Below are 12,161 nucleotides of genomic sequence, written 5' to 3' on the forward strand. Positions count from 1 at the left end.
CGTCCGATTGCGCGCAAACGGCGGATGGCGGATGGCGGACGGAGGACGGAGGGCGGAGGGCGGCCCGAAGACCGGGCGGCGGCCTCCCGTCGGGGCGGACGGCCTACAGGCCGGGCGGCGGGGGCTCGTCGCCGGGCGGGAAGCCGAGCTCCCATGCGAGCCCGTAGCGCTGGAACAGCTCCGCCCGCAGCCGCTCGGCCGGCATCGGCGCCCCCGGCAGCAGGATCGCCACGACCGCGCCCATCAACTGGGCCCGCAGCAGCCGGTAGTCGCCCTCGGGGTCGGCGGAGCCGTAGGACGCCACCGTCCCGCGCAGCAGGGCTGCCAGACGCTGCTGCTCAGGGCACTGGATGAACCCCTCCGCGGTCAGGATTCCGGCCATGTGGGTGCGCATGAGCCGGGGCCGTCGGTGCGCGAGCCCCAGGATCGCGTCGATCCCACGGGCCAGCAGCTCCCGTCCGTCCCGCGTGCGCGGCTCGCGCTCCAGCCGGGACGCCAGCTCCACGTGCATCAGCCGGTGCACCGCGGCCTGCAGCAACTGCCGCTTGCCGGGGAAGTAGTACGAGACCAGACCGCGCGCCGCACCGGCCCGGTCCGCGATGTCCGCCAGCGTCGTCGCCTCGTAGCCGCGCTCGTCCACCAGCTCGACGGTCGCCTGCAACAGCCGCTCGCGGGAACGGCGGCGCAACTCCTCGTTGGCCGCCGCGCTGCGCGGTGACATGCGATTAATCTCCTGCGTTGACTGGCTGCGAGCCAATATACTCAGGGGGTGACCGGTTGTCCTGCCCTGCGCGGGGCACTGTGCCGGTATGTCCGCCGATGTCGGGCGGCGCGGGGGACCGTCCGACATCGGCGGACTTTTTCGTGAACCGCTCTGCTCAGCCCGCGAGTTCACCCGCGTGCGGGGCGAGGACGCCCGCCCCGACCAGGGCGAGGAGCAGCAGGCCCAGCAGGATGCGGTAGATCACGAACGGCATGAAGCTCTTGCTGGAAATGAAGCGCATGAACCATGCGATGACGGCGTATCCGACGACGAAGGCGATGACGGTGGCGAAGGCCGTCTGCGGCCACGCCGTGTGCCCCTTTCCCGCGTCCTTGAGCTCGAAGAGGCCGGAAGCGAGGACGGCCGGGACGGCCAGCAGGAAGGAGTAACGGGCCGCCGCCTCACGGGTGTAGCCGATCAGCAGCCCCCCGCTGATGGTCGCGCCCGACCGCGAGACGCCGGGGATCAGCGCCATGGCCTGGCACATGCCGAAGACCAGCCCGTCCTTCGTGTCGAGGCGCGTGAGGTCCTTGCGCTGCGCGGCCGCGCGGTGCCGGCCGCCCGTCTCGTCGCGCGCCGCCAGACGGTCGGCGATGCCGAGGACGACGCCCATGACCACCAAGGTCGTCGCGATCAGCCGCAGATCGCGGAACGGGCCCTCGATCGCGTCCTTGAGCGCCAGGCCGAGCACGCCGATCGGGATCGAGCCGACGATCACCAGCCAGCCCATCGTGGCGTCGTGGTCCCCGCGTATCCGCCGGTCCCACAGCGACCTGAACCATGCGCCGACGATGCGTGCGATGTCCTTGCGGAAGTAGATGAGGACGGCGGCCTCGGTGCCGATCTGCGTGATCGCGGTGAACGCCGCGCCGGGGTCCTGCCAGTCGGCGAAGGCGGCGGTCAGCCGCAGGTGCGCGCTGGAGGAGACCGGGAGGAACTCCGTCAGCCCCTGGACGAGACCCAGCACGAAGGATTCGAACCAGCTCATGAAGTCTGCGCCATCCAAGTCATGGTGTCGGCCGGCCGGCATCCCGTCCGGGCGGTGACATGCGTGTGGTCAGGCAGATCATGACGCGGTGTGCGGCCGTGCGGGCCTCGCGTGTCCGTACATGTCAGTACAGGACGACGAGGCGTTGGCCGACTATTCACTCACCGTGTGCGTCCCTGTCGGGGAGGGTTCACGAGTCGGCGCGGCCACCCGGCCGTCGCAGCTGCGGCCTGCGGCGCCAGGCCACCACTACGGCCGCCAGGCCGGTGAGCGCGATGAAGGCCGTCGCGGCGAGGAAGACGGGCGAGGTGGGCGACGCCGCGTGACTTCCCGCGACCACGTACGCCGCGGTGTTGGGCACGCTGCCCAGCCCCGTCGCCAGGAGGAAGGGCACCCACCCCATCCGCGACACCGCGGCGCAGTAGTTGGCGGCGGCGAACGGCACGGCGGGGAAGAGCCGCAGTGCCAGCATCGAGCGGAACCCGTGCCGGCTCAGCTGCCGGTCGGCGGCCTGCAGCCATCGCCCCCGCAGCAACGGACGCAGGGCGTCCTGCCCCAGCAGCCGGCCCAGGCCGAAGGCTATGCCCGCGCCCAGCACCGTGCCCGCGACGGCCGACGCCGTCCCGAGCGGGGCGCCGAACAGCGCCCCCGCCGCGACGTTGAGCACCGGCCGCGGGACGAAGGCCGCCGTGCACAGGCCGTACGCGACGGCGAACAACACCACCGCCGTACCCCCGGACAGCTGCGGAGGCCAGCCCCCGGCGAGCAACCGCTCCGGACGGCAGAGCACCACGGCCGCCACCGCACCGCCGAGCAACGCGACGAGCAGCCCCAGCCGGGCCCACGGCGAGAGCAACGCGCGCAGGCAGCGCTCGGCGGGACCGGGGGATGGCGCGGCGGTATCGAGCATCGAAGGAGCGTAACCGACAGCGCTGTAGGGCCGATGTGATGTCACGGAGACGGTACGGAACCAGAAGCGAACGGTCACTTTTCCGTCGCCCTCCGCCGGACGCAGCCGGAGGCGGAACGTCCGTAGCGGGAAAACCATTCGACGCTTCCGGGGGCGTGGGCGAGCATCGAAGCATGTGCCGGGGCAGCCACTCGGAGAGGTCGTAGAGGGAGTCATGCCCCAGCAGGCGTACGTACGCACCAAACCCCACGTCAACGTCGGTACGCTCGGCCACCACCGCCACGGCAAGACCACCCTGACCGCCGCCGTCACCGACGTCCTCGGCCGCCGCGGCACCGCCCGCGGCGTCCCCGTCCACCGCATCGACCGGGCACCGGAGGAAGCGGCCCTGGGTGGCTCCGTCCACATCGCGCACGTCGCCTACGAGACGGACACCCGCCACTACGCGCACGCCGACCTGCCCGGTCACCCCCGCTTCACCGGGAACGTGCTCACGGGCGCCGCCGGGCTCGACGGCGCGATCCTCGTCGTCTCCGCGCTCGACGGGGTCATGCCGCAGACCGCCGAGCACCTGCTGCTCGCCCGCCACGCCGGCATCGGACACGTCGTCGTCGCGCTCACCCGGGCCGACGCCGGCCACCCCGACATCACCGGCCTCGTCGAGACGGACGTCCGCCGGCTGCTCACGGCCCACGGCTACGACGGGCACCGCACTCCCGTCGTGCGGGTCTCCGCGCTGGGCGCCCTGCGGGGCGATCCCCGCTGGACCGCATCGGTCGAGGCGCTGCTGGACGCCGTGGACACCTACATCCCCACCCCCGTGCGCTACACGGAGGCCCCCTTCCTCCTGCCCGTCGAGCGCGTCCTCACCGTCCCGCGCCGCGGCACGGCCGTCACCGGCGTCGTCGAGCGCGGCACCGTCCGCCTGCGGGACCTCCTCGAACTGCCCGCGGGATTCGGGCTCACCCACGTCACCGGACTGGAGACCTTCGGCCGCACCATGGAGGTCGCGGAGGCCGGCGACCGGGTGGCGCTGTTGCTCAGGGGCGTGCAGGCCCAGCAGGTGCGCCGCGGGGACGCGCTCGCCGCGCCGGGCAGCGTCACGCCGCAGCGGCACTTCACCGCCCGGGCCCGCCTGCTGACCGCGGCCGAGGGCGGCCGGCGCACCCCCGTCCGTACCGGCTTCCGGGCCCAGTTCCACCTGCGCACCGCCGACGCGACCGGGGAGGTCGACCTCGGCCTGCACGGCACCGCCGGCCCGGGCCGCACCGTCGCCCTCAGGGTCGCGCTGGACCGTCCGCTCCCGCTGCGGCCCGGCCTCCCCTTCGCGATCCGCGAAGGCCGTCGCACGGTCGGCGTCGGCACGGTGAGCGGCGTCCCGGGCGGAGCGGCGCGGGAAATCGGCACAATAGAGGGGTGGACGAACCCATACCCGTGACCCGTGACGTCGACTGGGGCACCGCCAAGCTCATGCCCGACGTGGACCGGGCGCGGGCCTGGCTGCTCACCGTCGACGGCGCGCCCCAGTCGTACGTCGACCTCGACGACCCCACCGACCTCGAATTCGAGTACGCGCGCCGCATCGCGCACGTCCTGGACACGATCGCCGAGCCCGGCCGTCCGCTGGACCTGCTGCACCTGGGCGGCGGCGCCCTCACCCTGCCCCGCTACGCGGCGGCCACCCGCCCCGGTTCCCGGCAGCGGGTCGTGGAGGCGGACCGCGGCCTCATCGCCCTCGTCGGCGAGCACCTGCCGGTTCCGGACGGCTCCGGCATCGAGGTACGGGCGGGCGACGCCCGGGCGGCACTGGAGGAGGCGCCCGACGCCAGCGCCGACGTCATCGTCGCGGACGTCTTCGGCGGTTCACGGGTGCCCGCGCACCTGACCTCCGTCGAGTACGCCCGTACCGCCGCGCGCGTGCTGCGCGCGGACGGCCATTACGCCGCCAACCTCGCCGACGGCGCACCGTTCGACTTCCTGCGCTCCCAGGTGGCCACGTTCGCGGCCGTCTTCGAGCACCTGTGCCTGATCGCCGAGCCCTCGATGCTCCGGGGGCGCCGCTTCGGCAACGCCGTGCTCGTGGCCGCGCACACCGAGCTGCCGCTGGCCGCCCTCGCCCGCCGCGCCGCGGCCGACGCCTTCCCGGCCCGGGTCGAGCACGGGGCGGCGCTGGACCGCTTCGCGGCCGGGGCGGTCCCGGTCGGCGACGTGCGGGCGGTGGCCTCGCCCGAGCCGCCGGGCGGCGCGTTCAGCGTGGGGTGACGGGCCGGCCGGGCAGCGGCGGGCCGTCAGGAGGACTTGAGCGGGCGGAGCGTGCTCATGATCTTCTTGATGGTGTCGTCCGGGACCTCGCTGTCGATGCCCGTGGCGGCGTAGAGCACCCACGTCGCCAGGTCGCCGTTGACGTCCTTGTACGTGACCGTGAAGACCTTGCCGTCCGTCATGCACTTCTCGGTCTTGTTCACACCGGTGACCGTCGCCGAGGCCGTGTAGCCGGTGATGCCGTGGTCGCTCTTGAAGGGCTGGGCCTTGTTCTCCTTGTACTTGCCGGTGTTCTTCGTGTCGAACGCCGCGTAGGCCCAGTTGACCGCCTCGATCTCGGCGGCGCTCGCCTCGCTCTTGGCTCCCTGGGCGCCCTTGGTCCCGGCCGCGCCCCGCTTGTCGTCCTTGGCGCACTCGCCCTTCTTGTACGTGGCGATGGAGGTCATCGAGACGAGGCCCTTGCCCTTGTCGTCCACGAAGCCGTGGGACATGTTGGGCGGCTCGACCTCCCAGTCCGGGGGCACGTCGAAGGCGTTGTGCCGCTTGGAGCTGGAGACCGTCTTCCAGCCCTCGATCACCGGCTTGACCTCGCCGCCGGCGCGCGGGTTGTCCTCGGGGGCCTCGGCGGACGGCGACACCGGTGCCGAGGCGGACGGCTTGGCGTCCTTCGCCGCTGGCTCCTGCCCCCCGCCGTCGTCGTCCTTGAGCACCACCACGCCCGTGACCACCGCGGCGGCGACCACCGCCACCGCCGCGGTGACGGCGATCACCGCGGTGCGCTTGTTGCGGCCGCCGCCGGGCGGCTGCGGGCCGGCGGGTGCGGCCTGGGCGGGCCACTGCGGGGCGCCGGGCGGCGGCGTCGGCTGCCCGGGCTGCGGGCCGGCGGGCTGCGCGTAGGGGTTGGGCTGCTGGTAGCCCGGCTGCTGCTGGTACGGGTTGGGTTGCTGCGGGTACCCCGGCTGCCCGTACGGGTTGTGCTGCGGGTCCTGCGGTTTCTGCTCGCCCCCGGGAGGCTGCTGTCCTGGCCACATGGCCGATAACCATAGAGGGCGACGGTGACACGTGTGGCCCGTGGGCCTTCACGGTTGTGCTACCGGCTGGTAACTTTCGGGCATGTCACAGACCCAGCCCTCGATCGGCGAGGCCATGGCCGCGACCGTGCCCATGGCCCGTACCCTCAACCTCGTCTTCGAGGAGACCACCGCTGAGCGCGCCGTGGTCCGCCTGCCCGACCAGCCCGACTACCACAACCACGTCGGGGGCCCGCACGCCGGCGCCATGTTCACCCTGGCCGAGTCCGCGAGCGGCGCCATCGTCCTCGCCGCCTTCGGCGACCAGCTCTCGCGCGCCGTGCCGCTGGCCGTCCGCGCCGAGATCGGCTACAAGAAGCTCGCCATGGGCCCCGTCACCGCGACCGCCGAGCTCGGCCGCCCGGCCGCCGACGTCGTCGCCGAGCTGGACGCGGGGGAGCGCCCCGAGTTCCCGGTGCGCGTCTCGATCACGCGCGAGGACGGCGCGGAGACCGGCGAGATGACCGTCGTGTGGACCCTGCGTCCGAACAAGTAGTCGCGCCGGGTCAACCGGCGAGCCCTTTTACGAGTCCTTTCCTCCAGTAGGCTTCCCCGGCGTGCGCCGCGCGGCGCACGCCGGGACAGCAGGTCGTCAACCGGGGAGGAACCGGCGTTGCACATCCAGGAGTGGCTCGAAACAGTACCGGCGATCGCCGTCTACCTCCTGGTGGGCGGGGTCATCGGACTGGAGAGCCTGGGCATCCCGCTTCCCGGTGAGATCGTCCTCGTCAGCGCCACGCTGCTGGCCGCGACCCAGGACCACATCAACCCCTACGTCCTGGGCGCGTGCGCCGTCGCGGGTGCGATCATCGGCGACTCGATCGGCTATCTGATCGGCCGCAAGGGCGGCAAGCCGCTGCTCGCCTGGCTGGGCCGCAAGTTCCCCAAGCACTTCGGCCCCCACCACGTCGCCACCGCCGAGCGTTCCTTCCAGAAGTGGGGCATGTGGGCCGTCTTCGTCGGCCGCTTCATCGCCCTGCTCCGCATCTTCGCCGGCCCGCTGGCGGGCGTGCTGAAGATGCCGTACTGGAAGTTCCTCATCGCCAACGTGCTCGGCGGCATCGTCTGGGCGGGCGGCACGGTCGCCGTCATCTACTCCGTCGGCAAGGTCGCCGAGGAGTGGCTGAAGAAGTTCTCCTGGCTCGGCCTGCTCGCGGCCGTGCTCTTCGGCCTGGGCTCCTTCGTCGTCATGCGGATCAAGGCCAAGAAGGCCGCGGCCGGGCAGACCGCCGAGCAGCAGGCGGCCGAGGCCGAGCCCGCGCCCGTCGCGGCCGCGGAGTGACGGCCGTGACGGAACGGGCACTGATCCGCGGTGTGGGCGGGAAGCAGCCGGAGGTCGACCCGGCCGCGTTCGCCGCGCCGACGTCGGTCGTGATCGGCGAGGTGACCCTCGGCGCGGAGGCGAGCGTTTGGTACCACGCCGTGCTGCGCGCCGACTGCGGGCCGATCACCCTCGGCGCCGGCAGCAACATCCAGGACAACTGCACCGTGCACGTCGATCCGGGATTCCCCGTCCGCGTCGGCGAGCGGGTGACCGTCGGGCACAACGCGGTGCTGCACGGCTGCACCGTCGAGGACGACGTGCTGATCGGCATGGGCGCGACCGTCCTCAACGGCGCCACGATCGGCGCGGGGTCCCTGGTCGCCGCCCAGGCGCTCGTGCCGCAGGGCATGCAGGTGCCGCCCGGCTCCCTGGTGGCCGGGGTGCCGGCCAAGGTCCGGCGGGAGCTGACCGAGGAGGAGCGCGAGCACATCCGGGTCAACGCCGCGATGTACGTCGAGCTGGCGAAGGCGCACCGCGAGGCGTCGGAGGACCCCGCCCCGTAGCGCTCCCTGCGGACCGTCCCGCGGAACGGTCCGAGATCAGCCGCCACACCGGAACGTTCCTCCACGCCCACCGCGCCGCCTTCCGGCAACGACGCCTGAACGGGCACGGCACGCTACGGGGTGAGCAGCGGCAGCTCCCGGAAGGCGTGGTGCTGCCAGAGCACGCGGGAGGTCTCCTCCGGGTAGGGGGCGACGGACGGGTGGGTGTCGAAGAGCCGGGTGAGGCGCTGCCCGGGCTCGTACACCGGCCAGCCGGGGTCGCCGTGGGTGGCGAAGGCCGTCCAGGCGGCGCGGAGGCGCGCGGACAGTGTCTTCGCCTCCGGTGAGGGATCTTCGCCGATCAGCAGGGCCGGCTGTCCGCTGTCCAGGTTGCCGAAGAGGAGCGGTACGTCGAGACCGTGGCAGGCGCCGAGGACACCGCCCATGCCCGGGGCGGGCCAGGTCAGCTCGTAGACGTGGGCGCGTCCGCCGGCGGCGGTCTGCGCCTCGGCGAGGTGGAGGGTCGGCATGCGGAACAACCAGTCGGAGTTGACCAGCTCGTACAGCTCGTCCGGGCCCGCGGACGGGAAGGCGTCGCGGTAGGCGCGTGAGCCGTCCCCGCCCGGGGCGAGGGCGTCCAGGGCGGTGGCCGCCTGCTCCGCCGTCACCTGGCCGAGCAGCCCGGACACCGCGGCGAGCAGCCTCTCCTCGTCACGCGTGTGGCCGACGAGGAGTTCGACGCCCCGCCCGGCGCCGTCGGCCAGAGCGCGCCAGGGAGTGACCGGCAGGACGTCGCCGTCGACGACGGGCGACACCAGGATCGGGCGGTGCACGACCTGACCCCAGCGCTCCGCCCACGCGGACGCCTTGGCGGCGACCGCGTCACCGGCGGCGGACAGCCGTGCCGGGTCCACGGCCGACAGGTCGGCCACCGTGGGGCCCAGGCCCAGCTCGGCGGCGCAGGCGGCGGCGATGTCGGCGGCCAGCGCTGTCGAGAAGAAGGTGCCCTGCGCGCTCTGCGCGACGGCCCGGCGGAAGAGCCCGGCCGCACGCGGCATCGCCAGCAGGGCGGCGACCGAACCGCCGCCCGCCGACTGGCCGAAGACCGTGACCCGCTCCGGGTCGCCTCCGAAGGAACGGATGTTGTCGCGCACCCACTCCAGAGCGGCGACCTGGTCGAGCAGGCCGCGGTTGGCGGGTGCCCCCTCGATCTGGGCGAACCCCTCGATGCCCACGCGGTAGTTGAACGTCACGACGACGACGCCGCCGTCCCGCGCCAGGCGCCCGCCGTCGTACTCGGGCAGTCCGGACATGCCGATCACATAGGCGCCGCCGTGGATCCACACCATGACGGGGAGCCCCGCAGCCGGCTCCGGCGCGGGTGACCAGACGTTGACCGTCAGCCAGTCGTCGCCCGCCGCGTCCCGGGCCAGGGCGTCCATGCCGAGTGCGCCGCCCTGCGGGGGCGGCGGGCCGTACGACACGGCCTCCCGCACGCCGTCCCAGCTCCGTGCCGGCCGCGGCGCGGCGAAGCGGAGCGCACGGACCGGCGGCTCGGCGAACGGGATGCCCCGGAAGACCCCGAGGCCGGCCTCCCACCGGCCGCGCAGCACCCCGGCTGCCGTAAGGACCTCGGGTTCGGACGCGGACGGCTGGGACGCGGCACCGGGCATCACGGCTTCCTCCTGGACGGCTTGAGCGCGACTCGGACGACTCCCCGGGCGATGCGGCCCGACGCCGCAATGATGGCCGTCGGCTCATGGCGCGGGCCACCCGTTTACGGGCGGCCCGTGGCGTCCCGACCGTCGCGCCCCAGCGGCCGTGGTGCCGGGGCGGCGCCGTCAGCCCGTGGCCAGCAGAACCGTTCCGACCAGTGCCAGTCCGGCGCCCGCGGCCTGCACCGTGCGCAGCTGCTCGCGCAGCACGCCGCGGGCGGCGAGGGCGGTGACGACGGGGTAGAGGGAGGCGAGGACGGCGGCGACGGTGACCGGGCCGTTGTTGGCGGCGATGGAGTAGGTGCCGTTGGCGGCCACGTCGGCGAGGCCGACGAAGGCGAGGGCGGGCAGCGCCGAGCGGATCGCGCTCCAGCCTTCCTCGGGCAGGGCGGGGTTGCCGCGGCGCACGGAGGCGTAGAGGGCGCCCGCGCCGACGACGACGTTGCACAGGCGCTGGACGAAGAGGGCGAGGAAGAGCCCGGTGAGGTTGTGCGACGCCTCGGAGATCAGGGCCATCACGGAGCCGAAGCCGAACGCGGCGACGAGCGTGAGGAGCAGCGTCTGCCGCTGTACGGGCGCGCCGCCCAGGCTCGGCCCGCTGGCGAGGACGACACCCGCCACGGCCACGGCTATGCCCGCGAACTGCAGGATCCCGGGCCGTTCGCCCAGCACGAGCCCCACACCCAGCGGGACCGCGACGCCGCCGAGCGCGCCGAGGGGGGAAACCACGCCCATGGGGCCCAGGGCCAGGGCCTTGTAGAAGGCGAGCATCGCCGCCGGGCCGACGACGCCGGCCGCCACCGCGTACCAGAGCTGGGGCCCGGCCTCGGACCAGCCGCCGGTGCCGATCACGATCGCGCCCAGGGCGAGGACGGCCAGCAGCTGGGAGACCAGGACCACGGTCAGGGCGGGCATGCGCCGGGTGAGCAGCCCGCCGCCGAAGTCGGCCAGCCCCCACATGAGGCTGGTGGCCAGGGCGAAGACCGGTGTCATGGGGGAGACCTCGCAGTACAGTGTGATGAACGGTGGCGTCCACGACACCGTAGTACACGATACTCGACTTACGAGAATAATATTTTGGACGGGATGGATCGACCGACGTGACGGACCTCGACCAGCTCACGCAATCGCTCGCCCGCAACCTCAAGCGCTGGCGCGGTGAGCGCCACTTCACCCTCGACGCCCTGGCGGCCCGCTCCGGCGTCAGCCGCGGCATGATCATCCAGATCGAGCAGGCCCGGACGAACCCCAGCGTCGGCACCACGGTGAAGCTCGCCGACGCCCTGGGCGTCAGCATCACCACGCTGCTCGACTACGAGCAGGGCGCCCGCGTGCGGCTCGTGCCCGAGGAGCAGGTGGTGCGCATGTGGTCCACCGAGGCGGGCAGCCACACCTCACTGCTCGTCGGCGCCGATGTGCGCGGCCCACTGGAGCTGTGGGACTGGCGCCTCGTGTCCGGCGACAGCAGCGTCTCGGACCCCCACCCGCCCGGCACGGTCGAGATGCTGACCGTACGGTCGGGCCGCCTCACGCTCGTCGTCGACGGCGAGGAGCACGAGGTCGCCGCCGGCACCTCGGCCACCTTCGAGGCCGACGCCCCGCACACCTACCGCAACGACGGCACCGAGCCCGTCGAGATGACGATGGTGGTGGCCGTCCCGCCCGCGGGCTGACCCCCGAGCGCACGGGGCCCGCCGGGAGACGTCGAGCGACGCTCTCCCGGCGGGCCCCTGTGCGTGGTGGCTCCGTGCGCCGGTGAAGACGGTGCTCCCGAAGGCGGTGCTCCCGAAGGCGGTGTTCCGGAAGGCGGTGCTCCCGAAGACGGTGCTCCTGAAAGCGGAGTGAAACCGTAGTGAAAGCGGACGCTCCTAGTGTCGTTCTCACCGGGAACCGACTGGATGGGGAAACGGGCCATGAAAAGTGCCAAGGAACCGACGATCTACCAGGACGTGGATATCATCCGCCGCATCCAGGAGCTCATGGTTCTGTGCTCCTTGCTGCCGCCCGACGGCAAGCTGCGTGAAGCGCTGGAGTTCGCTCTCTCGCTCCACGAGGAGCCGGTACTGGCCCGGATCACTCCCCTCACCAATCTCCATCCCTTCGCGACGAAAGCCTGGCTGGAGTCCCTGTGGCTCGGCGACGGCGTTTCCAGCGAGGAGAAGGAGCTGGTCGCCTGGCAGAACAACAGCGACAACATGGGACCGGCCATTCGTGAACTCAAGAATGCCGAACAGCAATCCGGCATCAGGCTGGTCGCACAGCTGACGTCCTGACACCCGCCGGGTGCCGGGATTCACCTCAACATCGGAGGTAAGCCATGACCGCTTCGATTCTTCAGCAGTCCGTCGTGGACGCCGACTTCCGCGCGGCGCTGCTCGAGAACCCCGCCGCCTTCGGCGCTTCCGCCGCGGCCCTGCCCACGCCCGTCGAGGCCCAGGACCAGGCGTCCCTTGACTTCTGGACCAAGGACATCGCCGCCACGGAAGCCTTCGCCTGCCGCCAGAGCTGCAGCTTCGGCCCGTTCACCTTCGTGTGCGACGGCAACACCAAGTAAGTGGCTGCTGCCTCTAGGCGGTAATGCTCGCCCGGTGCGATGACGCGGTGGGCCGGTGACCTGCCGGCCCACCGCGTTGCGCCGCGCGGCGGC

At 72.8% G+C, this 12,161-nt stretch carries 14 protein-coding genes; 8 read left to right on the forward strand and 6 right to left on the reverse strand.

The window, feature by feature from the left end:
• Positions 1–103: 103 nt before the first annotated feature.
• From IE182_RS01235 to IE182_RS01245, 3 genes are all read right to left on the reverse strand, one after another.
• Positions 104–721, reverse strand: coding sequence for a TetR/AcrR family transcriptional regulator (locus IE182_RS01235; protein ID WP_190107692.1), 618 nt, complete (start codon positions 719–721; stop codon positions 104–106).
• Between the two features lie 157 nt (positions 722–878).
• Positions 879–1,751 (reverse strand): undecaprenyl-diphosphate phosphatase, encoded by an 873-nt coding sequence (locus IE182_RS01240; RefSeq protein ID WP_190107693.1) that lies wholly within the window; start codon positions 1,749–1,751, stop codon positions 879–881.
• A gap of 190 nt (positions 1,752–1,941) precedes the next feature.
• A complete protein-coding gene (locus IE182_RS01245; RefSeq protein ID WP_190107694.1) occupies positions 1,942–2,661 on the reverse strand; it encodes a TVP38/TMEM64 family protein in 720 nt (239 codons plus the stop codon).
• 214 nt (positions 2,662–2,875) lie between these two features.
• Here IE182_RS01245 and IE182_RS01250 point away from each other — a divergent pair, with 214 nt between their 5' ends.
• The gene (locus tag IE182_RS01250) at positions 2,876–4,099 is read left to right on the forward strand and encodes an elongation factor Tu (protein WP_190107695.1); all 1,224 of its coding nucleotides are present in this window, start codon (positions 2,876–2,878) and stop codon (positions 4,097–4,099) included.
• Positions 4,078–4,923 (forward strand): spermidine synthase, encoded by an 846-nt coding sequence (locus IE182_RS01255; protein WP_190107696.1) that lies wholly within the window; start codon positions 4,078–4,080, stop codon positions 4,921–4,923. Before IE182_RS01250 ends, IE182_RS01255 begins: the two co-directional genes overlap by 22 nt.
• Positions 4,924–4,949: 26 nt before the next feature.
• Here IE182_RS01255 and IE182_RS01260 read toward each other — a convergent pair whose 3' ends face one another.
• A complete protein-coding gene (locus IE182_RS01260; RefSeq protein WP_190107697.1) occupies positions 4,950–5,954 on the reverse strand; it encodes a DUF8017 domain-containing protein in 1,005 nt (334 codons plus the stop codon).
• Between the two features lie 82 nt (positions 5,955–6,036).
• Between IE182_RS01260 and IE182_RS01265 the strand changes: the two genes are divergently transcribed.
• The 3 genes from IE182_RS01265 to IE182_RS01275 all read left to right on the forward strand — a co-directional run bounded on the left by IE182_RS01265 (position 6,037) and on the right by IE182_RS01275 (position 7,820).
• Entirely contained in the window at positions 6,037–6,489 is a 453-nt protein-coding gene (locus IE182_RS01265; protein WP_190107698.1) for a DUF4442 domain-containing protein, read from the forward strand.
• A 117-nt stretch (positions 6,490–6,606) separates the two neighbouring features.
• On the forward strand, positions 6,607–7,275 hold the full coding sequence (locus tag IE182_RS01270) for a DedA family protein (protein WP_190107699.1): 669 nt from the start codon (positions 6,607–6,609) through the stop codon (positions 7,273–7,275).
• Between the two features lie 5 nt (positions 7,276–7,280).
• Positions 7,281–7,820, forward strand: coding sequence for a gamma carbonic anhydrase family protein (locus IE182_RS01275; protein ID WP_190107700.1), 540 nt, complete (start codon positions 7,281–7,283; stop codon positions 7,818–7,820).
• Positions 7,821–7,933: 113 nt separating this feature from the next.
• Here the strand turns inward: IE182_RS01275 and IE182_RS01280 are convergent, their stop codons facing one another.
• Both IE182_RS01280 and IE182_RS01285 read right to left on the reverse strand, forming a co-directional pair.
• A complete protein-coding gene (locus tag IE182_RS01280; RefSeq protein ID WP_190107701.1) occupies positions 7,934–9,472 on the reverse strand; it encodes a carboxylesterase/lipase family protein in 1,539 nt (512 codons plus the stop codon).
• 168 nt (positions 9,473–9,640) lie between these two features.
• Entirely contained in the window at positions 9,641–10,507 is an 867-nt protein-coding gene (locus IE182_RS01285; protein ID WP_190107702.1) for an EamA family transporter, read from the reverse strand.
• 107 nt (positions 10,508–10,614) lie between these two features.
• On the opposite strand from IE182_RS01285, the gene IE182_RS01290 reads away from it, so the two are divergent.
• The 3 genes from IE182_RS01290 to IE182_RS01300 all read left to right on the forward strand — a co-directional run bounded on the left by IE182_RS01290 (position 10,615) and on the right by IE182_RS01300 (position 12,068).
• Positions 10,615–11,187, forward strand: coding sequence for a helix-turn-helix domain-containing protein (locus IE182_RS01290; protein WP_190107703.1), 573 nt, complete (start codon positions 10,615–10,617; stop codon positions 11,185–11,187).
• 240 nt (positions 11,188–11,427) lie between these two features.
• Complete coding sequence (locus tag IE182_RS01295) at positions 11,428–11,787, forward strand: DurN family substrate-assisted peptide maturase (protein ID WP_190107704.1); 360 nt, start codon at positions 11,428–11,430, stop codon at positions 11,785–11,787.
• Between the two features lie 44 nt (positions 11,788–11,831).
• Positions 11,832–12,068, forward strand: coding sequence for a cinnamycin family lantibiotic (locus IE182_RS01300; RefSeq protein WP_190107705.1), 237 nt, complete (start codon positions 11,832–11,834; stop codon positions 12,066–12,068).
• The last annotated feature ends 93 nt before the right edge of the window (positions 12,069–12,161 follow it).

This window comes from Streptomyces cinnamoneus (genome assembly GCF_014650495.1).
GTDB lineage: Bacteria > Actinomycetota > Actinomycetes > Streptomycetales > Streptomycetaceae > Streptomyces > Streptomyces cinnamoneus.

Coding starts and splice junctions, on each gene's coding strand:
- IE182_RS01235 (WP_190107692.1), bottom strand. CDS start 721: ATGTCACCGCGCAGCGCGGCGGCCAACGAGGAGTTGCGCCGCCGTTCC.
- IE182_RS01240 (WP_190107693.1), bottom strand. CDS start 1,751: ATGAGCTGGTTCGAATCCTTCGTGCTGGGTCTCGTCCAGGGGCTGACG.
- IE182_RS01245 (WP_190107694.1), bottom strand. CDS start 2,661: ATGCTCGATACCGCCGCGCCATCCCCCGGTCCCGCCGAGCGCTGCCTG.
- IE182_RS01250 (WP_190107695.1), top strand. CDS start 2,876: ATGCCCCAGCAGGCGTACGTACGCACCAAACCCCACGTCAACGTCGGT.
- IE182_RS01260 (WP_190107697.1), bottom strand. CDS start 5,954: ATGTGGCCAGGACAGCAGCCTCCCGGGGGCGAGCAGAAACCGCAGGAC.
- IE182_RS01265 (WP_190107698.1), top strand. CDS start 6,037: ATGTCACAGACCCAGCCCTCGATCGGCGAGGCCATGGCCGCGACCGTG.
- IE182_RS01280 (WP_190107701.1), bottom strand. CDS start 9,472: ATGCCCGGTGCCGCGTCCCAGCCGTCCGCGTCCGAACCCGAGGTCCTT.
- IE182_RS01285 (WP_190107702.1), bottom strand. CDS start 10,507: ATGACACCGGTCTTCGCCCTGGCCACCAGCCTCATGTGGGGGCTGGCC.
- IE182_RS01295 (WP_190107704.1), top strand. CDS start 11,428: ATGAAAAGTGCCAAGGAACCGACGATCTACCAGGACGTGGATATCATC.
- IE182_RS01300 (WP_190107705.1), top strand. CDS start 11,832: ATGACCGCTTCGATTCTTCAGCAGTCCGTCGTGGACGCCGACTTCCGC.